The sequence below is a fragment of the Nonomuraea sp. C10 genome (genome assembly GCF_008017515.1).
Classification (GTDB): Bacteria; Actinomycetota; Actinomycetes; order Streptosporangiales; family Streptosporangiaceae; genus Nonomuraea; species Nonomuraea ferruginea.
Genome location: NZ_VPFF01000001.1, coordinates 5,328,807 through 5,355,289, shown reverse-complemented (window position 1 = coordinate 5,355,289; position 26,483 = coordinate 5,328,807). Strand labels below are relative to the sequence as shown.

Sequence of the window (26,483 nt, the reverse complement as noted above, 5' to 3'; positions counted from 1 at the left end):
GCGTGCTGACGCGAGCCTAGCGTTCCGTTTGGGAGCGATCCCAACGATCTTGCGAGTGGGGCGCGTGGCTGCCCCTTGCTGAACCCCATCACCGGCGATGAGCGCCCGTTTCCTGGCGCACGGTTCCCTTGGTGACGGGTGTCGTTTCCGCGCTACGAGGAGAATGCGTCATGGCTGTGCTCGGCGTGCTCGAAAACGAGGTCATGCGGTTGTGGTCCGAGATCCTCGGGGTCGAGGTCGCGTCCGCGGACCAGGATTTCTTCGAACTGGGCGGCCAGTCGCTGGCGATGGTCCAGTTCCTGGCCATGGTGGAGAGTGAGTTCCGGATCGAGTTGCCGGTCGAGGTGCTCTTCGTCGACGGGTTGACGGTCGCCGAGGCGGCGCGGGCCATCGAGGAGGGGTCGCGGGCCCAGGCCGCGGCCGGGGAGTCCCCTTGACCACCGTCATCATGGTCACCCACGGCACGCACGGCGACGTCCTGCCGTTCGTGGGTCTTGGACGGATCCTCCGGGAACGCGGGCACCGGGTGGAGATCCTCACGCACGCCCCCTTCGAGGCGGTGGCCCGGCGCGAGGGCCTGGAGTTCACGCCCATCGACACCGAGCGTGAGTACGAGCGATACCTCTCGGACACGCCGATGCTGCTCGGCGCCGGGATGGACCGGTGGCGGCGCTTCTACGACGCCATCGGGCTGTTCGACCAGATCCGGTTCGAGTGCGAGGTGCTCAAGGCCCGTCACGTGCCGGGGGAGACGGTGTTCGTGGGGCGCCACACCACGGCGATCTCGACGCTCTTCGCCGGCGAGGTGCTGGACGTGCCCACCGCGTGGGTGGCCGTGACGCCGGTGCAGTACATGTCAGAACGCCCCGCCGTGCACATGTACCGGGAGACCATGAGCGACCGGCTCGACGCGGTGCGGGCGACGCTCGGGCTGGCGCCTGTCGGCGACTGGACGTCCTGGTTCACCTCGGCCCGGCTCCACCTGGGGCTGTGGCCGGAGTGGTTCGACCGGGCGGGGGTCGCCGCGCCGTCGCGGGTCCGGCTGACGGGGGCGCCGTACGGCGACGACACCTTCACCGACCCGGTCCCGCCCGAGGCCGATCGCCTGCTCGACCGCGGCGCGGTGATCGTGACGGGCGGCACCGGCCGCATGATCCACGAGCGGTTCTACGCCGCCGCCGTCGCGGCGTGCGCGGCCGCGGGCGTGCCCGCCCTGGTCGTGGCCAGGCATCGGGACCTGGTGCCCGCCGACCTGCCCCAGGACGTCTCCTGGTTCCCGCACCTGCCCTTCCACCAGGTCATGGGCCGCGCCAGGGCGGTGCTGCACCACGGCGGCATCGGCACCGTGGTCAGGGCGGTGGCCGCGGGGGTCCCGCAGGTCCTGCTGGCGCACGGTTTCGACCGTTCCGACAACGGCATGCGCCTGGCCAGGCTCGGGCTCGGCTCCTGGCTGCCCGAGCGGCGGTGGACGACGGAGGAGATCGTCCCCCTGCTGAACGAGGCGCTGGCCGCCGACGGCCACCGTGAGCGGGTGGCCCCGTACGCGGGGGCGGCGCGGCCGGGGCTGCGGGCGGCCGCCGAGGCCGTCGAAGAACTGCTGCACGTCTGATCCCACCGGAGCTGACCATGTCGAACCGGAGTTGACCATGCCAGTTTTGGGAGCGCTCCCAACTCTTGTCGAATCGTTCGGGCGCCAGGCGGCGAGCACCCCGGACCGGATCGCGCTCGTCGCCGGCGACGAGCGCCTGACCTACGCCGCGCTGGACGAGGCCGTGGACCGGCTGGCCGCCAGGCTCGCCGCCGCCGGAGCCCGCCCCGGCACCCTCGTGGGGATCTGCGCGGCCAAGTCGGCTGCCTGCGTGACGGCGATGCTCGCCGTCCTGCGGACCGGCGCGGCCTACCTGCCGCTCGACCCCGCGCACCCGGCGGCCCGCGTCGAACTCGTCCTGGCGGACTCGCGCGCGGACCTGCTGCTGACCGAGGGCGAGCCGGTCACGACCGCGGTGCCGGTGCTCCGGCTGGACGGGGAGCACCCCCCGGCCGCGCCGCTCCCCGCCGCGCCCCCGGACCCCTCGTCCCCGGCGTACGTGATCTACACCTCGGGCTCGACCGGCACGCCCAAGGGGGTGGTGGTGCCGCACCGGGCGCTGGCCAACCTGCTCGCCGGCATGCGCGAACTGGTGGGCTCGACGGCCGAGGACGTCTGGCTCTCGGCCGCCTCCCTCACCTTCGACATGTCCGTGCCCGAGCTCTACCTGCCGCTCGTCACCGGAGGACGGCTGGTCCTCGTCGACCCCAGGACCGCTCTCCTCGGCAAACGGCTCGCCGCGCTGATCGAGCGCGAGGGCGTGACCCACATGCAGGCCACCCCTTCGGGCTGGCGGGTCCTGCTCTACGCCGGGTTCCGCGGCCCCCGGCTGACCGCGCTCGTCGGCGGTGAGGCGCTGCCCGCGGCCCTGGCAGGCGACCTGCGTTCCCGGGTCGGACGGCTCGTCAACATGTACGGCCCGACCGAGGCCGCCGTCTGGGCCACCTCCTGGGAGGTGCCGATCGAGCCGGGGACGGTCTCGATCGGCGACCCGCTCCCCGGCGCCACCGTCCACGTCGTGGACGACGGGCTCGACGAGGTCGGCCAGGGCGAGCTGGCGATCGGCGGCGTCTGCGTGGCCGACGGCTATCTCGGCAGGCCGGCCCTGACCGCCGACCGATTCGTCCCCGACCCCTACGGCGAGCCGGGCAGCAGGCTGTACCTGACCGGCGACGTGGTGCGGCGCACCGGCGCGGGACTGGAGTACCTGCGCCGGGCCGACACCCAGGTGAAGCTACGCGGCTACCGGGTGGAGCTCGGCGAGGTGGAGGCCGCCATGGACGGCCTGCCCGGCGTGCGGCAGTCCGTGGCGGCCGTGTCCGGCGACGCCCTGGTGGCGTTCGTCGTCGGCGACTGCCCTGACCTGCGCCGCCGGCTGGCCGCGATCCTGCCCGCGTACATGGTGCCGACCAGGGTGATCCCCCTGGACTCCGTGCCGCTCACCCCCAACGGAAAGATCGATCGGCGCGCTCTTGAGGAGAAGATATGAGCGATGTTCTGGTGGTCGTCAACCACGAGGAGCAGTACTCCGTCTGGGCCGCGGGACGGGAGCTGCCTCCCGGCTGGCGGGCCACGGGCTTCGCCGGCACCCGTGAGGAATGCCTGGCGCACATCGAGACCGTGTGGACCGACATGCGTCCCCTCAGCGTGCGCGGCGGGGGGTGACGCGGCATGGACTCCAACCCTGACGCCGTCATCGTCGGCGCGGGCCTGGCCGGACCCCTGCTGGCGAGCATGATCGCACGGCGCGGGTACCGGGTCGACCTGGTCGAAGGCCGCCCCGACCCGCGCTCGGCCCGCCACGACAGCGGCCGATCCATCAACCTGGGCATGTCGGCGCGGGCCATCGCGGCGCTGCGCGAGGTGGGCCTGTGGCAGGAGGCGCGGCGGCTGTCCGTGCCGATGCGCGGGCGCATGGTGCACACCGCCGGCGGACGGTCGGCGTTCTACCCGTACGGCAAGGACCCGTCGCAGATCCTGCACTCCATCAGGCGGGACGCGCTGGTCTGCCTGCTGGTCGAGCACGCGGAGAAGCAGCCCGGCGTGCGGCTGCGCTTCGGCACCAGGTGCGTGGCCGTCGACCGGGACGCCGCCGCCGTCACCATGGAGGACGGTAGCAAGCTGACGGCCGGCTTCGTGGTCGGCGCCGACGGCGCCTCCTCGCTCGTCAGGACCGAGATGCAGCGCGGCCTGCCGGCCGGCTTCAGCCGCGAGTACCTCGAATGGGGCTACAAGGAGATCACGATCCGGGCCAGGCCCGACGGCACGCCCGCCGTACCGCTGGAGGCGCTGCACATCTGGCCGGGCGAGCGCGGTCTGGGGGTCGCCCACCCCAACGTCGACAACAGCCTGACCTGCACGCTCTTCCTGCCGCGCGACGAGCCGCCGGACCGGGCGTCCGACGCCTTCCCGCACCTGGCGGAGCTGGTGCCCGACCTCGACGAGCAGGCGTCCGCCGCGCCGATGGGGCACCTCACGACCGTACGCACCGCGCCCTGGCACCACCGGGACACGATGGTCCTCGTCGGCGACGCGGCGCACGCCGTCTACCCCTTCTACGGCCAGGGCATGAACGCCTCGTTCGAGGACTGCCTGGCGCTCGACCGGATGCTGGCCCGGCACCCGCGCGACCGGCGGGCCGCCTTCGCCGCCTACGAGCGGTCCCGCAAGCCGCACACCGACGTGCTGGCCGAGCTGTCCGCGCAGAACTTCCTGGAGCTCCGCGACGGCATGCGCTCCCCGCTGCGGCTGGCCAGGAAGCGCCTCGACCTGCTGCTGCACAAAAAGTTCCCCGGCACCTGGGTGCCGCTCTACACGCTCGTCTCGCACACCACCGTGCCCTACGGCGAGGCGCTGCGGCGCGCTCGCCGCCAGGACCGGGTGGCCGCCGCGCTGACCGTGACCGGGGCGGGCGCGGCCGTCGCAGGCCTGCTCGCCGTGCTCGCGCGCCGCCACGGGAGGACCTCTCGATGATCACACATCCGCACGACGCATCCCTCGTGCTGTTCGACCCGGCCGACGTGGAGGCGGACCCCGCCGCGCACCCCCTGATCGGCGAGCACCGGGCCGACCTGCGGGCCGTCGTCGAATGGGCGCGCGCCTACCTGTGCCGGCCGCACCCGGAGCTGGGCCGGCTCGGGCCGGTGTGCCCGTACGCGCAGGCGTCGCTGGACCGCGGCGCCTTCCGCCTGGCCGTCCAGCCGGGCGGCGGCCACACCGTCGAGTCGTTGAGCGCGCTGCTGGCGCCCTACCGCGACTGGTTCCTCGACCTCGCCCCCCGCAGGATGCCCGCCGCGCAGTCGACGACCATCCTCGTCCTGCTGCCCGGCATGCGTGACGCGCGGGAGGTGATCGACGCCGCGCAGTGCGCGCTCAAGGACGCCTACGTGGGACACGGCCTGATGATCGGGGAGTTCCACGACGGGCCGCCGGACAAGGCGGGGCTGTGGAACCCCGGCTTCCGCCCGCTGCGCAGCCCGGTGCCGATGCTGGTGATCAGGCACATGGTGCCGACCGACCTGCCGTTCCTGATCTCCGAGGAGACGCATCTGGCCGCCTACCGGGATCTGTTCGGCGAGCAGGTGCCCGGGCACCTGCGTGACCTGGTGGCCAAATCATGACCGGCACGAGCTTCCCCCTGACGCCCGCCCAGGAACGGCTCTGGTTCCTGCACCAGGCCGGCCACGACCCGTCCGGCTACCACGTCTGGGGCGGGCACCGGTTACGCGGGCCCCTGGACGCCGGACACCTGGGCCGGGCGCTGAACCGCCTGGCCGCCAGGCACGAGGCGCTGCGCACCGGGCTGGCCGACACCGGGGACGGGCGCCCGATCCAGATCGTGAGCGACGCGGCCGAGGTGGACCTGGAGGTCGTGGAGGTCCAGGGCGAGGCCGCGGCGCACGCGGCGTGCGAAACGTTCGTGGCCCGGCCGTTCGCACTCGGCCGGGCGCCGCTCATGCGGGCGCTGCTCCTCCGGCTCGCGCCGGACGACCACGTGCTCGTCCTGTGCCTGCACCACACGATCTGCGACGGGCGCTCGCTGCAGGTCCTCTTCACCGAGCTGTACGGGATGCTGGCGGGGACCTTCGAGCCCGCCGAGCCCGCCGTCCCGTTCTCGGAGTACGTCGCCCGGCTCCGCGGGGGCAGCCGGGAGCGGGCCCAGGCGGCGCGCGACTACTGGCGTTCCCGGCTGGCCGGCGCGCCCTCCCTGCTGGGCCTGCCCACCGACCGGCCCCGTCCCGCCGTACCGAGCGGGCGCGGCGCGCAGCATCGCTGGACCCTGCCCGAGCACCTGCGCGCCGGCCTGGTGGACGGCGCGCGCAGGACCAGGACTACGGTGTTCGCCATGGTCCTGGCGGCCCTGGGGGTCACCCTCGGCCGGTGCGCCGACCAGGACGACATCGTGGTCGGCTGCCCGATGGACGGCCGTACCGGGCGGGACGGCGGGACGGTCGGCATGTTCGCCAACACCGTCGCGCTGCGGCTCGACCTCGGCGGCGACCCGGCCGTGACGGACCTGCTGCGGCAGTGCAGGCGGACCGTGGCCGAGGCGCTCGCCCACGGCGGCACGCCGTTCGACGAGGTGGTGGAACTCGCCGGAGGCCGCCGCGACCTCAGCCACAACCCGCTCTTCCAGGTCATGCTCGTCATGGACCACCTGGACGGCCGGCCCAGGACCGCGGGTGACCTCCTCGTCGAACACTGGGAACTGCCCGCGCCCGAGGCCCGCTTCGACCTCACCCTGTTCGTCACCGTGGGCGACGACATCGAGCTGTACCTGGACTACGCGGCCGACCTCTTCGACGCGGACACGGCGGCGACCCTGGCGCACCACCTCACCACCGCCCTCGAAGCCCTCACCGGCGACCCGTCCCTCCCCCTGAGCCACATCCCCTTCACCACCACCCCAACCGGAACGACCGTGGCCGCCTCCGCCGTTCCGGTCCCGGGGCTGGTTTCCGGGGAGGACGGTCCGACCGGGGCCGCCCCGGTGCCGTCCGGGGTGCAGACCGTCATCCCGCGGCTGTCCCGGGCGGGGCACCCCGTTCTGGGGGGCGGGTCATCCGGGGTGGCGGGCGAAGGTTCCGCCGAGTCCGCGCACCCCGTTCCGGAGGGTGGGGCGTCTGCGGCCGGATCCTCCGTTCCGGCCGATGGGTTGTCTGTGGCGGGGAGTGTCGCATCCTCCGAGGTGCCGGCCGGGGGCTGGGCCGGGGTGGCGGAGCTGGTTGTGCGTCAGGCTGAGCGGGGTCCGGATCGGGTCGCGGTCATGGCCGCGGGGGAGCGGTTGACGTACGGCGGGCTGGTCGCGCGGGCGCGGGAGGTGGCGGCGCGGTTGGGGCCGCTCAGCGGAGACCCTGACGCGCGTCCGGTGGTCGGGGTGTCGCTCCCGGCGGGGCCGGACGGGATCGCCGCCGTCCTCGGTGTGCTGCTCGCCGGTGCCGCGTACCTGCCGCTCGACCCCGGCCACCCGCCCGCCCGTGTCACGCACCTGCTGCGGCGGGCACGGGCTGTCGCGGTGATCGCGCCGTCCGGCAGGCTCGCCGAGCTGGACGAATTCCCGGGAGCGAAACTGCCGGTCACCGACCAGACAGGACCGAGCGGCGAGTTCGTGACAGGCCGGACGCGTCGGGTCGGTCCGGGACGTCTTGAGGGCGGGATCACGGGCGAGGTACGTCCCGGCTCCGCAGACCTGGTGGGTGCTGCCGTGCGGCCGGGGGATCCGGCGTATGTGATCTTCACGTCCGGGTCGACGGGGGCGCCCAAGGGGGTGGTGGTGTCGCACGGCGCCGTCGCGGAGTTCACCCGCTCGTTCGCCGACGTGCACGGCTTCGGCCCTGAGCACCGGGTGCTGATGCTGCCGCCGCTCACCTTCGACGCCTCCGTGGGAGACCTGTTCCCGGTGCTCACCACCGGCGGCACCCTGGTCGTCCATCCGGAGCCCGCCCGGCTGGACGGCGCGGAGCTCGTACGGTTCTGCGCCGAGCACGGCGTGACCGCCGTCGACGCGCCCGTGGCGTTGTGGCGGCGCTGGGTCACCGACCTGGCCGAGCCGGGCGTACCCGAGAGCTGGCCGGTCGAGATCATGATGGTCGGCGGCGAGCAGGTGCCGGTCGAGGACGCGCGCACCTGGCAGCGGGTGACACGCGGCAGGTGCGCCCTGTTCAACCACTACGGCCCCACCGAGGCCACCGTCTGCGCCACCGTGCACCGGATCGGCGGCACGGACGAGCTCGGCGACCTGGGCCGGGTGCCGATCGGCGCGCCGCTGCCGCACGTGCGCGCCCGCGTCCTGGACCGGTCGGGGCGCGCGGTGCCGACCGGCGGGGTGGGCGAGCTGCACCTGGGCGGAGCCGGCCTGGCCGACGGGTACGCGGGCGAGCCGGCGCTGACCGCGGCGGCCTTCGTGCCCGACCCCGACGGCCCCGCCGGAGCGCGCCTGTACCGTACGGGCGACCTGGCGCGGGTACGGCCGGACGGCGCGCTCGAGTTCCTGGGCCGCCGCGACCGCCAGGTGAAGATCCGCGGCCACCGGATCGAACCGGCCGAGGTCGAGCACGCCATCATGGAACATCCGGACGTCACCGACAGCGCGGTCGTCGTCTCGGAGGACCGCCTCGTCGCCTACGCGGCGACCCGCACGCCGGACCTGACGCCGGGCGCGCTCCGCGAGTTCCTGCGCGAACGGCTGCCCGGATACCTGGTGCCCGGGGCCTTCGTGCCGGTCGCCGCCATCGCGCGCACCACGCACGGGAAGGTGGACCAGGCGGCCCTGCCGCCCCCGCCAGGACCCGCGGGCGAGGCGCCCGCGACCGCCACCGAGTCGGCGCTGGCCGCGGTGTGGCAGCGGGTCATCGGCGTGCCCGACGTGCGCAGGTCGGACAACTTCTTCGAGGTGGGCGGGCACTCGTTGCTCGCCGGCCGGGTGGTGGCCGAGATCAGGCGCGAGCTCGGCGCCGACGTGTCCCTGCGCGCGGTCCTGGAGACGGCCGACCTGGCCGAGCTCGCCGCCGCCGTGGAGCGCGGCGCCGACCGGGAGCATCTCGACCTCGAACCGCTCGCCGTCCTGCCGCCCGACCTCGCCGTGCGGCCCACGCTCCCGTCTCCGGTACGGCGCGGCTCGGCCATCCTGCTGACCGGCGCCACCGGGTTCCTCGGCGCCCATCTCATCGGCGAGCTCCTGGCCCGCACCGATGCCGAGATCATCTGCCTGGTCAGGGCCGGCGACGAGCACCGGGCCGGGGAACGGGTGCTGGCCAACCTGCGGGCGTACGGGCTCGACGCCCCGCCGGGCAGGCTGCGCGGGCTGCCGGGCGATCTGGGCTCGTCCCGGTTCGGGCTGGACCGGGAGCGGTTCGGCGAGCTGGCCCGCGAGGTGGAGGTGATCTGCCACAACGGCGGTCAGGTGAACTTCTACGAGAGCTTCCACCGCATGCTGCCGGTCAACGTCGGCGGCACGGTCGAGGCCCTGCGGCTGGCCGGGCTCGGCGGCGCCCGCCTGCACGTCGTCTCCACCCTCGGCGTCTTCCTGGGCCTGGCCCACCGGGGCCGGGTGGTGACCGAGGCGACCGCTCCCGACGACCCGGCCGGCCTGGAGACGGGCTACGACCAGAGCAAGTGGGTGGCCGACCGGCTGGCGCGCCGGGCCAGGGACGAAGGGCTGCCGGTCGTGGTGCACCGGCCCGCGCGGGTCAGCGGGCACAGCGCGACCGGCCTGGGCAACCCGGGCGACTACTTCAGCCGCCTGCTGGCCACGTGCGTCCGCCTGCGCATGGTGCCCGACCTGCCGATAGAGGAGGACCTGGCGCCTGTGGACCATGTCGCCGCGGGCATGGCCCGCCTGATCACCGACCCCGCGACGGCCGGCGACTTCCACTACTTCAACGGCGCGACGATCTCCTACCGGGAGATCGCCGAGGCGCTCGGCGCGGACTGCGTACCGTGGGACACCTGGCGGCGCGAAGCCGCCGGCCTGGGCGCGGACAGCCCGTTCGCGCCGTTCGCGCCGGTGCTGTCCGCGGCGGACCCGCAGTTCCGGCGGCCCGTCTTCGACTGCGGGCGCACCGAGCGGGCCCTGGCCCGCGCCGGGCTCGCGTGCCCGCCCGCCGACGGCGCGCTCATCAGGCGCTACGCCGGCCGCCTGGCCGAGGTGGTGCACGCATGAACATCGTCAGGTTCGCGCTCATCTGGACGGCGTCGCTGCTGTCGTCCGTCGGCTCCAGCCTCACCACCTTCGTCCTGGGCGTCTGGGTGTACCAGACCACCGGGTCGCCGACGGAGTTCGCGCTGGTCGTGCTCAGCGGCATGCTCCCGGGCATCCTCATCGGGCCGTTCGCCGGGCTGGTCGTCGACCGGTTCGACCGGCGCAAGGTGATGATCCTCACCGACTGCCTGGCGGCCGTGTCCACGGCCGCCGTCGGCTTCCTGATCTGGGCGGACGGGCTGGCCGTGTGGCACGTCGCCCTGGCCGGAGCCGTCAGCGGCGCGTGCGGCGTCTTCCACCTGACCGCCTACCAGGCCATGACGCCGCTGCTGATCCCCGAACGTCACCTGGGCCGCGCCAACGGGCTCATGCACCTGTCCAGCGGCATCCAGATCGCCGCGCCCGTCCTCGGGGCCACGCTCCTGGCCACCGTGGGCATGGCCGGGGTGGTGGCGATCGACCTGAGCACCTTCGGCGTGGCGATGCTGGCCCTGCTGCTGATCCGGCTGCCCGCCGCGGTGCTGCGGCCCAACGTGGCCGCCGAGCGACCCGCCGTGCTGGAGGACCTCGGGGCCGGGTGGCGCCACCTGCGGTCGAGGACGGGACTGACGGCGCTGGTGGCCGCGCTGACCGGCTTCAACTTCACCTTCGCCGTCGCGGGGGTGCTGGTGCAGCCGCTGATCCTGTCGTTCGCCGGGCCCGGGGTGCTGGGCGTGCTGATGTTCGCCGGAGGCGCGGGCATGCTCGCGGGCGGCCTCGTCATGGGAGCCTGGGGCGGGCCCCGCCGGAAGATCGGCGGGATGACGGCGTTCATGGCGCTCGGGGGCGTCTTCCTCGTGCTGCACACGGTGAGCCCGTCGCCGCTGCTGGTGGGGGCGGCCGCCGCCGGGTTCCTGTTCACGCTGCCCGTGGTGAACGGCTGCGCGCACGCCGTGCTGCAGAGCCGCGTCGATCCGGCCCTGCTGGGACGGGCCATGGGCACCGTGCACACCCTCGGCTCGGCCGCCGTCCCCGTCGGTTACCTGCTGGCCGCGCCCGTGGCCGAACACCTGCTGAACCCGGCGCTGCTGCCCGGCGGGGCCCTCGCCGGCAGCGCGGGTCTGATCGTCGGCGTCGGCGAGGGACGCGGGATCGCCCTCGTGTTGCTCCTCGACGGGCTGCTCCTGCTGACCCTGGCCGGCGTCCTGGCCGCGCTCCCCGCCCTGCGCCGCCTGGACCGCCGGCCCGTCCCGGTCCCCGTCGCCTGAGAAACCCCGGGAGCCGCCCGGACCCCGGGAGTCGCCCGGACCCGGGAGCCGCCGGTTCCCGAGAGCCGCCGTTCCCGAGAGCCGCCGAGAATCGCCTGAGAGGAATCGCATGCCGGTCGACCTGCCGCCCGACGAGGTGGACGCCTTCCGCAGGGGTGACGCCCCGGCGCCGATGCTGGACCTGATCGGCCTGATGGCCTGCCATGCCGTCGGGGCCGCGCGCTCGCTGGGCGTGTTCGACGCGCTCGCGGCCGGGCCGTCGACGACGGACGAGCTCGCGGCCGCCGTCGGCGCCGACCCGACGGGGCTCGACCAGTTGCTCGGCGTCCTCCGTACCACCGGATACGTGCGCCGCCACGAGGGCCGGCACGCCAACACGCCCGCCACCGCGGCGTGGCTCTGCTCCGGCTCGCCCACCGACTACGGGCGGATCCTCGGGCTGTGGCAGGCCATCGTCGAGGAGCGGTGGGCCGGGCTCGCCGGCGCGGTGCGCTCGGGGACCCCCGCGGGGGGCTTCTACGACTGGCTCGCAGGCCGTCCCGACCTGTCCGCCGCCTTCCACGACCTGCAACGCGGGCTCGCCGAGTGGCTGGCGGACGAGGTCGTCTCGCTGGTGCCAATGCCGGAGGGCGCCAAGAGCCTGCTCGACCTGGGCGGCGGCCACGGGGCGTACGCCGCGGCGTTCTGCCGGGCCCACCCCGGGCTGTCGGGCACGATCGTCGACGGCGCCGTCACGGACGGCTCCGACGGGAGCCTGACCTGGCGGGCCGGCCACCTGCTCACCGCCGATCTGCCCGGTGAGCAGGACGTGACCGTGCTCTTCAACGTGCTGCACGGGTTCGCCGCGCGGGACGCCGCCGCGCTCGTCGCCAGGGCGGCGGGCACGCTGCGGGCGGGAGGGCTGCTGGTCGTCCTGGAGAGCATGCCCGAGCCCTCGGGAACCGCCGCCGACCTGGCCTTCGCCGCCGGGTTCTCGCTCAACCTGTGGCACACGCAAGGCGGCGCCCTGCACCCGTTGGAGACGATCCGCGGGTGGCTGAAGGCGGCGGGATGCGCCCCCGGTCCGTGGACGGAGCTCACCCGCTCGCCGTCGCACGCCCTCGTGATCGCGACCACGTAAGCGCCCGGGGCTCGCCGTCACGTCGTCCTGGTCGCGGCGACAACCGGTCGACCGCGCCGACCAGCTCAGGGCTGAGATGGTCGGCGCGGTCGAGCGTGGTCGTCCACGGGCCGGGGCCGCGGCTTCTACCGGTAGGTGATGTCGGACGAGGAGTACAGGCAGTTGACGCCGTCGGCGCCTTCGCCGATCTTGGTGGGCTCGCTGCCCTTGGGCACGCCGCGGTACTTCTCGCAGATCGTGGCGCTGCCGTACACGGTGATCCGGCTGAACCTGGCCGTGTCACCCCAGTTGGTGTTGATCCCGGCCAGCACCTTGGTGGAACGGGCGGTGATGCCGTCCATGACCACGTGCCGCTGGTAGGAGGTGGAGCAGTTGCCGCAGGCCCGGTAGAGCTTGCCGGCGCTGTGCACCTGGAAGTTGCGGATGGTCAGGGTGCCTGCGCCGTTGTGCTGGAAGACCTTGTCGGAGGCGGACTTGGCGCCGCCGCCGTCCACCAGGTAGGCAGCCGAGCTGCTGGAGCTGCGGAAGGTGGCGGCGTCCTCGCCGACGTCGTTCCACCACACGTTCCTGATCGTGCAGGAGCCTTCGCAGTGGATGCCGTCACCGGCCGGCGCGTCGATGATGACGTTCTGGATGGTGCCGCCGTTGGCCACCACGAACATGGGGTCCTGGCTCTCGCTCTGGCCGCCGTCGCCGATGCCGTAGTAGCGCTTCATGCCGCCGTCGAAGAACGTGCCGGCGTTGCGGGTGGTGGTCTGGTGCACGCTGCCGGTGTCGGACGGCCAGGCGCCGCTGCCGTCGCCGCCGCCGCTGGTGGGGGTGATGGTCGGCGTCGGGTCAGGGTCAGGGTTGCCGCCCCCGTTCGCGGGCCGCAGCGTCCACTGCTTGGTGGCGACCGAGTCGCAGCTGTTCTGCTGGAGCGCGGCGCCGGAGGAGGTGGAGTTGTCCTTGACGTTGAGGCACTTGGCGCTGTTGGCGTTGACGATCCGGTAGTTGCTGCCCGAGGTGGTGAACTGCCAGCTCTGGGAGGCGGCGGAGGTGCACGTCTCCTGCTGGACGGCCTTGCCCGCGCTGGTGGAGGCGTCCTTGACGCCGAGGCACCTGCCGCTGTGCGCCGCCTTGAGCTGGCCGCCGCTGAGGGTGAAGACCTGTCCGGCGGCGCCGGTGCAGGTGGCCTGGGTGAGCTGCACGCCGTCGCCGGTGCTCGCGCCCGGCACGGCGGCGCACAGCCCGCTGCCCGCGTTGACCAGCGTGTAGGAGCCGTTGGACGGGGCCGCCGAGGCGGCGCCCGCCATCACGGCCACCAGCCCGCTGCTCGTCACGAGAGCGGCGGCCAGCGATAGCGCCAATCTTCTTTTTTCGCGCACGGAGAACTCCAGTTCGGTAGGGGGAGCACGGCGAGCGGGTGGATGGGTAAGCGCTTTCCCGTCAGTGCTTCGCAGTGAAGCACAGGCGGCCGAGGCCGGGAAGGCCCAGCCGGGCGAAGCGTCCCGCCGTGAACCGTCCCGGCTGGTCAGGAGCCCTTCGGGAGAGCGGCCCTGAGCGCGGGCCGATGAAACTTTCATGGAGACCGATTGCAAGCGGTTGCCGCGCGAACGCTCCCGATTCCACCGTTCGGCGTCCGCCGTATCTGCAACCGGTTGTCAGCGAGGGCTGGTCGCGCGGTCCCTGGTGGAGGTGACGATGCTCCACGGCAGCTCGGGCAGCGGATGCCGGTCCGGCCCCGGGTCCAGGAGCAGGGAGCCCGCGGGTAACCGCGGCGAGTTGGTCACCACCACCCTGCCCTCGCCGTTCACCAGCGTGATCTGCGTGGGACTGGCCGCCAGCACGCCGAGCAGCAGCGCCTCGAACCTGGCCGCCCGTACGTCGGCGCCCACCACCCCGAGGAAGCGCCCGTCCACCTCGGCGGGCGTGGTGAAGGTCAGCATGTACGTGTCGGTGCCGCCGAAGTCGACGTACGGGCCCACGATGTGACGGCGGCGGGTGCGCTCGGGCACGGCGAACCACTCGGCGGCGGTGTAGTCGTAGAAGTCGAGGCTCTCCGGGTCGAGGTCCACGTCGAGGAAGATCGGATCCTGCTCGGGCGGCGCCTGCCACCACTCCAGCCAGCGGCGGCGGTCGGCCAGCACGCCCGGCGCGACGATGACGCCCGCCCCCGCCAGCACCTCCCGCCGCCCGCCCAGGCAGGCGAAGATCTCCGGCCGGACCGCGGCCAGGTCGGCGGAGGCGAACGAGCCGGAGGCGCGATAGCACGCCACGACGCCCGCCAGGATGCGATCCAGCGAGCGGAAGATGTCCGCGACGATGGTATGGACCCGGTCCGCCACCTGATCGACGTGCCGAACGCTCATCGTTGCCTCCTCACCCGGATGCGACGAGCCGCCAATGGAACTCCATCAGACGCTCTATCCCCTTGTCGATGTGTTCCTCGGTGATGGACCTGGCCCGGTCCGGATCGCGGGCCTCGATGGCGTCGATCACCTGCGTGTGGCTGCGCACCACGTCACGCGGGCCGACGGCCTCCCCGTACGGGAGCCAGAGCAGCTCGCCCACCTCGGCCTGGATGTCGATCTCGGCGCGTGTCAGCCGTACGGACTGGGCGGCTGCGGCGACCTCGATATGGAAGCGGCCGTCGGCGCGGCGGCGCTCGCCCACGGAGGCGGCGGCGTCGAGGCGGGCGAGCACCTGGCGCAGGCGCGTGACGTTGTCGGCCGAGGCGCGCAGGGCGGCCAGCCGGGCGGCGGTGCCGGCGATCGCGGAGCGGTAGTCGCCGATCTCGCGCAGCTCCGACGTGCTCAGCTCGCGCAGGCGGCGGCGGAGCCGGGCCGTGGACGGGTCGGCGGGCGCGAGCACGAACGTGCCGCCGCCGCGCCCCCTGCGGGTCTCGACCAGGCCGCGCTCGCGCAGCGCGGCGAGGGCCGCGCGCAGGGTCACGGTGGAGACGTTGAGCGCGCCGGCCAGCTCCAGCTCGGCGGGGAGCTGGTCGCCGTCGGCGATCAGGCCGAGCGCGATCGCCTCGGCCAGCCGGCGCACCACGACCTCCACCCGGCCGGACCCGTCGTCGACCGGGGCGAACACCGCCGCCTTGGGGAGCTGGCTCACACGCTCCAGCATATTGCCTTTTGAAATATGAACTCATAGTTGTAAGCGCAACCCACCGAGGGAGGCCAGATGCCGGATCCCGAGAAGAGGTTCGCCGAGGAGTGGCGCAACAGCGCCTACAACTGCTTCTCCTCAGGCCACAAGTTCTGCCGCGAGGTCTGCCCCGTCATGCAGGTCACGCGGAACGAGTCCTGGAGCCCCACCGCCTTCCACGCCAACGTCGTGGCGATGGAGAAAGGCGAGCTCGAGGTCGCGGACGTCGCGGCCGACTACGTCAACTGCACCGGATGCGGCGCGTGCGAGCTGCGCTGCCCCAACTCCCTGTTCACCGGCGACTTCTACCGTTTCCGCACCCGTACGGTCGACCTGGTCAAGGCCGTGCGCGGATTGGCCGTCGAGCAGGGCGTGCACCAGCCGGGCTGGCAGCGCTGGAACCTGCTCACCGACGAGCGCCGGCACGAGCCGGTGCTCGACGGCACCCCCGTCGACCAGGAGCGGGTGCGCGACTGGGCCGAAGGGCTCGACCTCAGGATCGGCGGGGAGACCATCCTCTTCGTGGACTGCGAGGCGGCCTTCTACCGCACGTCGGTGCCGCGCTCGGTGGCCCGGATCCTGAATCTGGCCGGCTACGAGTTCGGGCTGATGAACGAGCAGTGGTGCTGCGGCGGCCCGGCCGCCGAGATGGGGTACGAGGAGCAGGCGCGCCGGTTCGCCCAGCACAACCTGGACGACTGGCGGGCGGCGGGGGTGCGCCGGGTGCTGGTGCTCGACCCGCACGACTACATCACGTTCACCGAGGACTATCCGAGATACTTCGGCGACGCGTACGACATCGAGATCGTGCTGGTCGTGGAGCTGCTGGCGGAGCTGATCAGGGAGGGCAGGCTGACGCCGCACGTCCCGGTCGAGCGCACGGTGACCTACCACGACCCGTGCCGGCTCAACAAGCGCAAGGGCGTCTGGCGGGAGCCGCGGGAGATCCTGCGGGCCATTCCCGGGCTCACGTTCGAGGACGTGGACCGGGTGACGCAGTGGTCGTACTGCTCGGGCGGGGGCGGCGGGCTGCCCGTGGAGAAGCCCGAGCTGACCGCGAAGATCAGCGAGCAGCGGGTCGGGAAGGCCGCCGAGCTGGGCGTGGACACGCTGGTCAGCGCCTGCCCGTGGTCGGAGCGGCCGTTGTCGGAGGCCGGCCGGGCGCGGTCGATCGACGTCGTGGACCTGCACGAGCTGCTGGCCGAGTCGCTGGGGGTGGCGCCATGAGCGGCGTGCTGCCCGGCGGTCCGGTGGCGGAGGTGGCGTCATGACGGTCCTGATCGGCGATCCCGTGCTGGACGAGCTCCGGCGGATCCTCGGCCCGGAGCACGTGCTGACCGGCAAGGCCGACCGGCTCAACCGGGCGCGGGTGCCGGCGCCGTTCCCGGTGCACCGGTGGGCGGAGCGGATGCCCGACCTGGTGGTGCTGCCGGGCTCCACCGAGGAGGTCGCGGAGGTGCTCAGGCTGGCGAACAGCCTGCGGATCCCGGTCGTGCCGCGCGACGGCGGCACCGGCCTGACCGACGGCGCGGTGCCGCTGCGCGGCGGCATCGTGGTGGACGTCAAGCGGATCAACCAGATCAAGGAGATCGACCTCGACAACCGCACCTGCACGGTCGGGACCGGCATCAACGCACTCAAGCTGAACGAGGTCCTCGCCCGGCACGGGCTGATCTATCCGGACGACCCGGCGTCCTACCCGTGCTCGCTCGTCGGCGGCCGGATCGGCACCAGCGGCTGGTCGCTGATCGGCTCCCGCTACGGCCACTCCCGCGACCTGGTGCTCAGCTTCGACCACGTGCTGCCGACCGGCAAGGTCATCCACGTCGGCGACGGCATCGGGCGGAAGATCACCAAGAGCTCCAGCGGCTACCAGCTCAAGCACCTGTTCATGGGTCACCAGGGCACGCTCGGCATCGCCACCGAGGCGACGCTCAAGCTGTTCCCGAAACCGGAGGCGGAGTTCTCGCCGTTCTGGGCGTTCGAGGACTACGACAGCGCCTACCGCGCGGTCGGCGCGCTGGCGCGGGCGGGCGTGGCCACGTTCGCCGGCGCGGTGCTGTTCGACGAGTGGAAGGTCGCCTACCTGCGGCGCGACGACGAGGCGTACATCCCGCAGCCGTCGTCGGTGCGGGCGCTGGTGTGCGCCGCGATGTACGGCTACGAGGACGAGGTCAGGGCCGGTGGCAGGAGGCTGCTGCGCATCGCCCGCGATCTCGGCGCCCGCTACCTCGGCGACGAGATCTCCGAGGGCGACTGGGCGGCCAGGCACGACAGGTACGCCACGCCGCTGCACGGCCGCACCCGCTCGGGCCAGGTCGTGCCGATGAGCTGGCACTGCGAGGACGCCTCGATCAACTACACGAACCTGCCCTCCGTCAGGCTGGCCTGGCACGAGATCGCCGACCGGCTCCGGCGGGAGAGCGACGTGTTCGACGACTGGGGCATGTTCGCCTACACCAACGGCTCGACCGGCGCCGACTACCTCACCGAGATCGACATCGGCATCTGGGAGCAGCGGCTCGACGACGCCGCCTGGGCCGCCTGGGTCCGAGCCAAGCGCGACCTCGCCGCGGTGGCGCTGGCGCACGGCGGCTCGATCAGCGCCTGCCACGGCTCCTGCCGCGAGGGCGAGGTGGACCTGGTGCCGGAGGAGCTCGGCGGCGGCTTCGACGTGATGCTCGACATCAAACGGGCCATCGACCCGAACAACATCATGAACCCCGGCAAGTACCTGCTCGACCAGGCGTACGCGGAGCAATCATGAAATATCGCCATCAGGAGGAGATGTCGCATCCGCCGGCCCAGCGGGTGACCGACGTCGCGATCACCCGGTTCGAGCACGTCTTCGAGGTCGAGCCCGGCCTCATGACCGACCACGTGACCCAGCAGACCTTCCCCAACTGGGACACGCTGCGCCTGGTCCGGTCCCGGGCCGACCACCTGGCCTGGATGCACCGGCACTTCGCGGACAAGGTGATCTCTGGCGAGGAGCTCCTCCATGACCTCGACGAATGACGCCCCGCGCGACGACGCCGAACTGGCCGGCCTCGGCTACACCTCCGAGTTCCGCAGGAACATGAGCCTGTGGGCCAACTTCTCCCTCGGCTTCACGTACCTGTCTCCCGTGGTCGGCATCTACACGCTGTTCGCCTCGTCGCTGGCCGTCGGCGGCCCGCCGATGATCTGGAGCCTGGTCATCGTGGGCGCCGGGCAGTTCCTGGTGGCGCTCGTCTTCGGCGAGATCGTCTCGCAGTACCCGCTGACCGGCGGCATCTACCCCTGGGCCAGGCGGCTGTGGGGGCGGCGGTGGGCCTGGATGACGGGCTGGGTGTACCTGGTCGCGCTGCTGGTGACGATCGCGAGCGTGGCGTACGGGGCGGGGCCGTACCTGTCCGCCCTCCTGGGGATCGAGGTCAGCACCTGGAACACGATCCTCTGCGCGCTGGTCATCCTGGGCGTGGCGCTGGTCATCAACCTGGGCGGGACCAGGGCTCTGGCGATGGCGGCGATCATCGGGTTCGCCGCCGAGCTGGTCGGGGCGCTGGCCGTGGGGCTGTGGCTGCTGCTGACCCAGCGGCACCACGGGCTGGGGGTGCTGTTCGACACGTTCGGCGCGGGTTCGGAGTCCGGATATTTCGTGGCGTTCCTGGCTGCCGGGCTTATCGGGATTTTTCAGTATTACGGTTTCGAGGCGTGCGGTGACGTGGCCGAGGAGGTGCCCGACCCGACCCGGCGCATCCCCAAGGCCATGCGCATGACCATCTACGTGGGCGGCGCCGCCGCGACGTTCGTCTGCCTGGCGCTGCTGCTCGCGGTGCCCGACTTCGCCGCCGTCATCTCCGGCGCCGACGCCGACCCGGTGACGAACGTGCTGACCGCCGCGTTCGGCCCCGTGGGCCTGAAGGTCGTGCTCGGCGTGGTGCTGCTGTCGTTCCTGTCGTGCGCGCTCAGCCTGCAGGCGGCCGCGAGCCGGCTGCTGTACTCCTACGCCAGGGACGACATGATCGCGTTCAGCCGCGTGTTCAGGAAGTTCTCCCCGGTCAGGCACATCCCGCCGAACGCCATGCTGGTCGCCGCCGCCGTGCCCGCGGTGATCGTGCTCGGCTCGATCGTGTCGGAGGACGCCCTCATCAAGATCATCTCGTTCGCGGTGCTCGGCATCTACCTGGGCTTCCAGATGGTGGTGCTGGCGGCGCTGCGGGCCAGGTTGCGCGGCTGGCGCCCGGCCGGCCCGTTCACGCTCGGCCGGGCGGGGCTCGCCGTCAACGTGGCCGCGCTGGTCTACGGGGTGCTCGCCATCCTCAACATGACCTGGCCGAGGACGCCCGACGCGCCCTGGTACGACAACTACCTGGTGGCCCTGTCCGGGCTGGTCGTGGTCGCCGCCGGGCTGGTCTACCTGCTGATCGCCAGACCGTACGACAAGGGCGACGCCCCTTCCGGCGACGCCATCCCCCAGGAGGTCCGACGATGAAGTTCAGTTACGTCATGCTGCCCGATTACCCGCTGCGCGACTCGCTGGCGTCCATCCGCCTGGCCGACGAGCTCGGCTTCCATGCCTGCTACGCGGCCGACGAGACCTGGCACAAGGATCTGTGGCTGCTGTTCGCCGCCGCCGCGCAGCAGACCTCCCGCATCCGGTTCGGGCCCAGCGTCTCCTCGGTGGTGCTGCGCGAGCCGTCCCTGATCGCGCAGGCGGCGGCCACGCTCGACGAGCTCAGCGACGGGCGCGCCGAGGTGGTGCTGTCCAGCGGCAACTTCGGGCTGCTCGCTCAGTACGGCATCGACTGGACGGTCACCAAGCCGCTGTCGCGCGTGAAGGAGGCGGCGCACGTGGTGCGCACGCTGCTGGACGACGGCGCGATCACCTACGACGGCGAGTTCTTCAAGTACGACGGCCTGTTCACCTTCGCCCGCCCGGTGCAGGAACGCGTGCCGGTCAAGCTCGGCGCGATGCGCGGGCCGCGCTCCTTCCGTGCGGCCGGCGAGCACTCCGACGGCGTGCACCACGCGCTCAGCTACACCCGTGAGGCCTACGACTACCTCGTGGAGCACTTCACGGCCGGGGCCGAGAAGGCGGGCAAGGACGCCGCCGCGATGGACATCGGCGCCTGGGTCGTCTTCGCCACCGGCCCGGACTCGGCCGTGGCGAAGGAGGCCGCCCGCAGCATGGTCGGCCTCTACGCCTCCTCCATGCCCGCCGAGCAGCTCGAACGCAACGGCGTCGAACCGGGCGCCATGAAGCCCATTGTCGACGCGCTCGGCGCCGGCGACCTGGCCAGGGCGATCGAGCTGACCACGCCCGAGGTGGGGGAGCGGCTGTCCATCGCCGGCACTCCGGAGGAGTGCGTGGCCAAGATCAAGCGCGAGATCGAGCCGGCCGGCGTCAACCACATGATCCTGGCCATCACCGACGCGACGCTGGTCAAGCAGTTCATGGGGCGGGAGCTGCCCGAGGTGGCGGACGTGGACACCCAGCTCAGGCTGATCCACGACCAGATCATGCCCGCGTTCGCCTGACCGGGGGGAGGGGCGCGGCGGACCGCGCCGTGCCCCTCTCAGGACGGCCGGGAGCCGCCCAGCATGGGCACCAGGAACTGCCGGGCGACGGCGGCCAGCTGCTCGTCGTCGTCGAGGTCGATGAGTTGGCTGGGGGTCGACAGGAAAGAGGCGGAGATCCGTACCATCAGCTCGGCCACCAGGTCGGCGTCGAGGTCGGCGGCGACGTGGCCCGCGCGCTGCTCGCGGCGGAGCTGGCCGGCGACGAACCGGCGCACGGTGGCGAGAGTGCGGCCGCCATCGGTGATCATGGAGGGGATGAGCAGGTCGGGTTCGGCGGCGATCAGGCCGCCGATCAGCGGGTTGTCCCGGATGGTGCGAAGCGAGCTCACGAAGCCCAGGACCACGCGGTCGGCGGCGGTGCCGGCCTGTTCGATGTCGATGAGGAACTGGTCGAAGTAGCGGCGGAACTCTCTCCGGACGACGTGCTCGACCAGCGCGTCCTTGGTGGCGAACCGCCGGTAGACGGTGATCCGCGAGACCTTGGCCCGCCGGGCGACGTCCTCCATCGTGGAGCGCCGGATGCCCATCCGGCTGAACTGCTCGTATGCCGCGTCAAGGATGCGCGCACGGGTCTCGTCCAGGTCGCCGACCTGTTCGACGGCGTCAAGGTAGGCGCGCTCCAGCAGGGACTCCGAGTCCGCCGGCTGTGACGGCGACATGAGCACGGACAGCGCGGATTCCACGACCACCTCCCAAATCGATGATGCCTATTGTGATGGTCCTCACAGTGTGCTGTCATGATGCTGATACGCAGATCTGACATCTGTTTCATCGTATCAGTACGTGCTCTCGGATCCCACGAAGCTGGCTCCCTACCAGGAGGAGGAACGACGGCATGGACAAACCCAGCAGACGCAACGTGCTGAAGGCGGGCGGCGCGCTCGGCGCGCTCGGCGCGCTGAGCGTCACGACCCCGGCGTACGCGTGGACCTGGTCGCCCAAGGGCTCGGTGGCGGGCACGGGCGTCGGCGCCGACCCGCGATGGGTGTGGGACGCGGAAGCGGACCCACTCGTCGCCTCGCTGCTCGACCGGGGCGACGTGCCCCTGGTCAACCGGCTCTTACGCAACTGGACCAAGAACGGCCAGCCGCTGCCCGACGGGCTCCCGGCGGACCTGCGGGCGTTCATGGAGGACGCCCGGCGGCTTCCGGCCTGGACCGACCACGGCAAGCTGGCCACCTCGTTCAGGTTCACCGAGAAGCGGGGACTCTACCTCGGCGTCCTGTACGGCATGGCCAGCGGCATGATGAGCACGGTCATCCCCCGGGAGGCCCGCGCCGTCTACTACTCGCAGGGCGGCGCGGACATGAAGGACCGCATCACCAAGACCGCCAAGCTCGGTTACGACATCATGACGCGCAACGCCTTCGATCCCGACGGCGAGATGATCGTGACCTGCGTCAAGACCCGGCTGGTGCACGCCGCGGTGCGGCACCTGCTGCCGCAGTCCCCGTACTGGCCCCCGGTCGCCGACGAGGAGATCCCGATCAGCCAGGCGGACATGATGGTCACCTGGCACAGCCTGGGCACGACCGTCATGCAGAAGATGCTCGACTGGAGGGTGCCGATCCCCAGCTCCGAGTCCACGGCCTTCCTGCACTCGTGGCAGCTCACCGCGCACATGCTCGGCATCAGGGACGAGTACATCCCCGCGTCGTGGGCGCAGGCCAACTCCCAGGCGGAGCAGGTTCTGACCCCGATCCTGGCGCCGACCCCCGAGGGCATCAAGCTGGCCGACATCCTGCTCAACCTCGGCGCCGAGGTCGACGGCGCCATCCTGTCCAAGCCGATCCTCGGCGCGTTCACCCGCTACGTGCTCGGCGACCAGATAGCCGGCTGGCTGAAGATCCCGAGGGAGCCCGTCTGGGACTCGCTGCTCCGGCTGTCCTGGCGGCCGTTCATCGCCATCCGCGAAGGTCTGCTCAACCTCCCGCTGGCGCCGGAGACGTACTGGCTCTTCGACGAGTTCCTGCGCAAGGCGACCCTGCTCTTCCTGTCCGAAGCGCAGCCGATCAGGATCGAGATCCCGGAAACCAACCGGCCGTCCTGATCGACCCCTTTCACCCGGCACACGGAGAGGAGTACGCGCAATGGCGGAGTTGAGCAGGCGCAAGATCCTGATCTCGGGCGGAACGCTGGGAGCGCTCGGCGCCCTGGGGCTCACCCCTCCGGCGGAGGCGAGCCAGACGCCCTGGACCTGGTCGGCGCGCGGCTCGGTCGCGGGCTCCGGCGCCGGCACGGACCCGCGATGGGTGTGGGACGAGGAGGCCGACGCGCTGGTCGCCTCGCTGATCGACCGGGGTGACGTGCCCGAGGTCAACCGCCTGCTGTGGGACTGGAACCGGAACGACCAGCCGTTGCCCGACGGCCTGCCGGCGGATCTGCGGGACTTCATGGAGCGGGCCCGCCGGCTGCCGTCGTGGGCGGACCGCGGCAAGCTGGAGACCGCGGCCGACTTCAACAAGTCCAGAGGGCTGTACCTCAACCTGCTCAACGGCGTGGGCGGCGGCATGCTGAGCACCGCCATCCCCAAGGAGGCCCGCGCGGTCTACTACTCCAAGGGCGGCGCGGACATGGAGGACCGCGTGGCCAAGACGAGCATCCTGGGGTTCGCCGTCGGGTCGCTGAACGCCTACCGGCCGGACGGCTCGTGCGTGGTCGAGGCGGTGAAGACCCGGCTGGTGCACGCCGCGGTGCGGCACCTGCTGCGGCAGGTGCCCCACTGGCCCTACGGCATCCCGATCAGCCAGGAGGACATGCTGGTCACCTGGCACACCCTGCCGACCTTCGCCATGCGCAAGATGCTCGAATGGAAGGTGCCGATCAGCTCCGCCGACTCCGCGGCGTACCTGCACGTGTGGCAGGTGACCGCGCACATGCTCGGCATCAAGGACGAGTACATCCCCTCCAACTGGGACGAGGCCTACGCGCAGTCGGACCAGGTCCTGCCCCGCAACATGGGGCCGACCCCCGAGGGCGTGGCGCTGACCGACATCCTGCTGGACCAGCTCGCCGAGCAGACCAGCCCCGGCAGCATCAGCCGGCCGCTCTGCAACGCGCTCGCCCGTTACCTGGTCGGCGACCAGGTGGCCGACTGGGACGGCATCGAGCGTGAGCCGGTGTGGGACCCGCTGATCAGCTCGGCCTGGCCGAAGCTGGTCAGGTTCCGTGAGGGGCTCATCCCGCTGCCGCTGGTGCCGCAGATCGCCTGGGTCATCGACGAGGCGGTCCGGCAGTACATCATGTTCTTCCTCACCAAGGGCAAGGAGACCAAGATCGAGATCCCCACGACCAACCGGCCCGGCACCTGATGACCGGACCGCAGGACGACGGGCCGGGCTCGGCCATCGGGCGGCGGCGCTTCCTCGGGTACGTGCTGGCGGCCCCGACCCTGGTGGCCGCCGCCGAGCTCGCCCCGGCGCCGGCCGGAGCCAGTGCCCCGGCCGGGGCCGGGGCACTGGCCGCGCCCGAACTGACCGAGCTGGTCGACCTCAACGACCTGATGACGGCGGCGGCGCTGCCCACCTCGAACCTGATCTCGGTCGAGGTGCGGCAGGACGGCACGGTGGCGTTCGCGCTGCCGCGGGCCGAGGTCGGCCAGGGCATCACCACCTCGACGGCCATGCTGATCGCCGAGGAGCTGTCCGTGCCGCTGGACCGGGTGCGCGTCACGCTGGCCGACGCCCGCCCCGAGCTGGTGTTCAACCAGCTCACCGGCGGCTCGAACACGACCATCGCCACCTACACCCCGATCCGGGTCGCCGCCGCCGTCGCCCGGCAACGCCTGCTGACCGCCGCGGCGGCCGAACTCGGCACCGACGCGGGCAACCTGACGATCGAGGACGGGGTGGTCAAGGACCGCGCCGGCCGGAGCGTCGGCATCGGCGCGCTCGCCTCGAAGGCCGCGAGCACGCGGACCGAGCGGGTGTCCGTGGAGCTCGCGCCGCGTGAGAGCTTCACCGTCATCGGCAGGCCGCACAACCGCGTCGACGCCCTGGACGCGGTCACCGGGCGCAAGAAGTTCGCGATGGACCTCGACGTCCCTGACGCCAAGCCGGCGATGGTGTGCCGCCCGCCGACCATCAACGGCAAGGTCGGCTCGGTGGCGAACCTCGCGCAGGTCCGCGCCATGCCCGGCGTCACCGACGTGGTGACGATCTCCACCGGGGTCGCGGTCCGTGCCGAGACCTTCGGGCAGTGCGTCGACGCCGTACGCGCCCTGCAGGTCTCCTGGAGACCGGGCACCGCGGAGGGGAAGTCCGACGCCAGTGTGCTGCGGCAGCTCGAAGCGGCGGAACTGCCGATGGGGCTCAGGCCGCCGACCCCCGTCGTCGAAGGCAAGTTCACCTTCTACTTCCGCAGCAACAGCGCGCTCGAACCCAACTGCGCGATCGCCGACGTGCGGGCCGGCCGGGCCGAGATCTGGTCGGCGCTGAAATCGCCGATCGTCGCCCAGCAGGCCATCGCCGCCAAGCTCGGGCTGCCTGCCGGCAAGGTCACCGTGCACGTCACCGAGGGCGGCGGCTCCTTCGGGCGCAAGCTGTTCTTCGACGCCGCGCTCGAAGCCGCCGAGATGTCACAGAAGATCGGCAAACCGGTCAAGCTCATGTGGCACCGCGCCGACGACTCCCGCCAGGGGCGCACCCACCCGATGGCCACCTCGCGGGTCCGCGTCGCCTACCTCGGCGACACCGTGCTGAGCTACAAGCAGCGGCACACCAGTGTCTCCACGGACCTCGGCCACGGGCTCGGTGAGATCATCACCGCCCTGGCCGCGAGGCTTCCGGTGGGCGACATCGGCTTCGCCCAGACGTTCTTCCATCTCAGCCAGGCGACGTCCTACCGGTTCGGGGTCGTCAGCCGGCTGCTCAGCGAGACGGACAAGGGCTTCAACACCGGCAGCATGCGCAACGTCTACTCGCCGGACGTCACCTGCGCCCGCGAGCTCATCGTCGACCAGCTCGCGGCGAGGATGGGCAAGGACCCCTACCGGTTCCGGCGCGACTTCCTCCAGGACGACCGGTCCAGGGCGGTGCTGGCGGAGGTGGCGGAGGCCGGGAACTGGGGCCGGTCCATGGCGCCCGGCACCGCCCAGGGCATCGCGTTCCACGCCGAGTACAAATCGGTCAGCGCCGCGCTGGTGGAGATCGACTGCCGGCCCGCGACGGTCGACCGGCCCATCCGCGACGGCGTGGCCGGGCCGCGCGTCACCAAGGTCGTCTTCGCCGTGGACGTCGGCCTGGCCGTCAATCCCCGCGGCCTGGAGGCCCAGATGATGGGCTGCGTCATGGACGGCATCGCGCTGGCCCTGACCTCCAGCCTCCACCTGCACGACGGCCACTTCCTGGAGGCGAGCTGGGACAACTACTTCTACACCCGCCAGTGGAACACCCCGCCGGAACTCCAGGTCATCGTCATGCCCAGCACGTCCGACCAGCCCGGGGGCGCGGGGGAGCTGGGCGTCGCCGCGTCGATGGCCGCGGTCGCCTGCGCGTACGGCCGCGCCACCGGCACGATGCCCACCAGCTTCCCGATCAACCACGGGACGCTCTCGTTCACCCCCAAGCCCACCGTCCCGCCGATCCCGCCGTCGCCGACCGACGGCCTGGACCACGCCCGCTGAACCAA

21 protein-coding genes are annotated in these 26,483 nt (G+C 72.3%); 17 read left to right on the top strand and 4 right to left on the bottom strand.

Annotated elements, in window-relative coordinates:
• The first annotated feature begins 170 nt into the window (after positions 1-170).
• The 9 genes from FR742_RS24610 (at position 171) to FR742_RS24570 (ending at position 12,155) form a co-directional block, all read left to right on the top strand.
• A complete protein-coding gene (locus FR742_RS24610; RefSeq protein ID WP_148033135.1) occupies positions 171-437 on the top strand; it encodes a phosphopantetheine-binding protein in 267 nt (88 codons plus the stop codon).
• Positions 434-1,609, top strand: coding sequence for a glycosyltransferase (locus FR742_RS24605; protein WP_148033134.1), 1,176 nt, complete (start codon positions 434-436; stop codon positions 1,607-1,609). Before FR742_RS24610 ends, FR742_RS24605 begins: the two co-directional genes overlap by 4 nt.
• 37 nt (positions 1,610-1,646) lie before the next feature.
• Positions 1,647-3,077: an amino acid adenylation domain-containing protein gene (locus tag FR742_RS24600; RefSeq protein WP_148033133.1), complete on the top strand. Its 1,431-nt coding sequence runs from the start codon at positions 1,647-1,649 to the stop codon at positions 3,075-3,077.
• Complete coding sequence (locus tag FR742_RS24595) at positions 3,074-3,253, top strand: MbtH family NRPS accessory protein (RefSeq protein WP_148033132.1); 180 nt, start codon at positions 3,074-3,076, stop codon at positions 3,251-3,253. The genes FR742_RS24600 and FR742_RS24595 overlap by 4 nt, the downstream gene beginning before the upstream one ends.
• Before the next feature lie 6 nt (positions 3,254-3,259).
• Positions 3,260-4,561, top strand: coding sequence for an NAD(P)/FAD-dependent oxidoreductase (locus FR742_RS24590; RefSeq protein WP_148033131.1), 1,302 nt, complete (start codon positions 3,260-3,262; stop codon positions 4,559-4,561).
• Positions 4,558-5,208, top strand: coding sequence for a DUF6875 domain-containing protein (locus tag FR742_RS24585; RefSeq protein ID WP_148033130.1), 651 nt, complete (start codon positions 4,558-4,560; stop codon positions 5,206-5,208). Before FR742_RS24590 ends, FR742_RS24585 begins: the two co-directional genes overlap by 4 nt.
• Complete coding sequence (locus FR742_RS24580) at positions 5,205-9,749, top strand: non-ribosomal peptide synthetase (RefSeq protein ID WP_148033129.1); 4,545 nt, start codon at positions 5,205-5,207, stop codon at positions 9,747-9,749. The genes FR742_RS24585 and FR742_RS24580 overlap by 4 nt, the downstream gene beginning before the upstream one ends.
• On the top strand, positions 9,746-11,035 hold the full coding sequence (locus FR742_RS24575; RefSeq protein ID WP_148033128.1) for an MFS transporter: 1,290 nt from the start codon (positions 9,746-9,748) through the stop codon (positions 11,033-11,035). Before FR742_RS24580 ends, FR742_RS24575 begins: the two co-directional genes overlap by 4 nt.
• Positions 11,036-11,144: 109 nt before the next feature.
• Positions 11,145-12,155 carry a methyltransferase gene (locus FR742_RS24570; RefSeq protein ID WP_148033127.1) on the top strand — a complete coding sequence of 337 codons (1,011 nt, stop codon included), beginning with the start codon at positions 11,145-11,147 and terminating at the stop codon, positions 12,153-12,155.
• Between the two features lie 125 nt (positions 12,156-12,280).
• Here FR742_RS24570 and FR742_RS24565 read toward each other — a convergent pair whose 3' ends face one another.
• From FR742_RS24565 to FR742_RS24555, 3 genes are all read right to left on the bottom strand, one after another.
• Positions 12,281-13,522: a pectate lyase gene (locus tag FR742_RS24565; RefSeq protein WP_261808723.1), complete on the bottom strand. Its 1,242-nt coding sequence runs from the start codon at positions 13,520-13,522 to the stop codon at positions 12,281-12,283.
• 276 nt (positions 13,523-13,798) lie between these two features.
• Positions 13,799-14,506 carry a hypothetical protein gene (locus FR742_RS24560; RefSeq protein WP_148033126.1) on the bottom strand — a complete coding sequence of 236 codons (708 nt, stop codon included), beginning with the start codon at positions 14,504-14,506 and terminating at the stop codon, positions 13,799-13,801.
• 10 nt (positions 14,507-14,516) lie between these two features.
• Complete coding sequence (locus FR742_RS24555) at positions 14,517-15,257, bottom strand: FadR/GntR family transcriptional regulator (RefSeq protein WP_261808722.1); 741 nt, start codon at positions 15,255-15,257, stop codon at positions 14,517-14,519.
• 69 nt (positions 15,258-15,326) lie between these two features.
• Between FR742_RS24555 and FR742_RS24550 the strand changes: the two genes are divergently transcribed.
• Genes FR742_RS24550 through FR742_RS24530 form a run of 5 tightly spaced genes read left to right on the top strand, consistent with a single transcriptional unit; the run spans position 15,327 to position 20,813 of the window.
• Positions 15,327-16,517 carry a (Fe-S)-binding protein gene (locus tag FR742_RS24550; RefSeq protein WP_148033124.1) on the top strand — a complete coding sequence of 397 codons (1,191 nt, stop codon included), beginning with the start codon at positions 15,327-15,329 and terminating at the stop codon, positions 16,515-16,517.
• A 40-nt stretch (positions 16,518-16,557) separates the two neighbouring features.
• The gene (locus tag FR742_RS24545) at positions 16,558-18,057 is read left to right on the top strand and encodes an FAD-binding oxidoreductase (RefSeq protein WP_148033123.1); all 1,500 of its coding nucleotides are present in this window, start codon (positions 16,558-16,560) and stop codon (positions 18,055-18,057) included.
• The gene (locus tag FR742_RS24540; protein WP_148033122.1) at positions 18,054-18,308 is read left to right on the top strand and encodes a hypothetical protein; all 255 of its coding nucleotides are present in this window, start codon (positions 18,054-18,056) and stop codon (positions 18,306-18,308) included. Before FR742_RS24545 ends, FR742_RS24540 begins: the two co-directional genes overlap by 4 nt.
• Positions 18,292-19,767: an APC family permease gene (locus tag FR742_RS24535; protein WP_148033121.1), complete on the top strand. Its 1,476-nt coding sequence runs from the start codon at positions 18,292-18,294 to the stop codon at positions 19,765-19,767. The genes FR742_RS24540 and FR742_RS24535 overlap by 17 nt, the downstream gene beginning before the upstream one ends.
• Entirely contained in the window at positions 19,764-20,813 is a 1,050-nt protein-coding gene (locus FR742_RS24530) for an LLM class flavin-dependent oxidoreductase (protein ID WP_148033120.1), read from the top strand. Before FR742_RS24535 ends, FR742_RS24530 begins: the two co-directional genes overlap by 4 nt.
• A 38-nt stretch (positions 20,814-20,851) precedes the next feature.
• On the opposite strand, the gene FR742_RS24525 is transcribed toward FR742_RS24530, so the two are convergent.
• The gene (locus tag FR742_RS24525) at positions 20,852-21,538 is read right to left on the bottom strand and encodes a TetR/AcrR family transcriptional regulator (protein ID WP_396989727.1); all 687 of its coding nucleotides are present in this window, start codon (positions 21,536-21,538) and stop codon (positions 20,852-20,854) included.
• Between the two features lie 152 nt (positions 21,539-21,690).
• Here FR742_RS24525 and FR742_RS24520 point away from each other — a divergent pair, with 152 nt between their 5' ends.
• From FR742_RS24520 to FR742_RS24510, 3 genes are read left to right on the top strand one after another with little or no spacing between them, the layout of a single operon-like run.
• Positions 21,691-22,905, top strand: a complete 1,215-nt coding sequence (locus FR742_RS24520) for an oxygenase MpaB family protein (RefSeq protein ID WP_148033119.1) — start codon at positions 21,691-21,693, stop codon at positions 22,903-22,905.
• Positions 22,906-22,945: 40 nt separating this feature from the next.
• Entirely contained in the window at positions 22,946-24,166 is a 1,221-nt protein-coding gene (locus FR742_RS24515) for an oxygenase MpaB family protein (RefSeq protein WP_148033118.1), read from the top strand.
• Positions 24,166-26,478, top strand: coding sequence for a molybdopterin cofactor-binding domain-containing protein (locus tag FR742_RS24510; RefSeq protein WP_148033117.1), 2,313 nt, complete (start codon positions 24,166-24,168; stop codon positions 26,476-26,478). Before FR742_RS24515 ends, FR742_RS24510 begins: the two co-directional genes overlap by 1 nt.
• Positions 26,479-26,483: the final 5 nt, after the last annotated feature.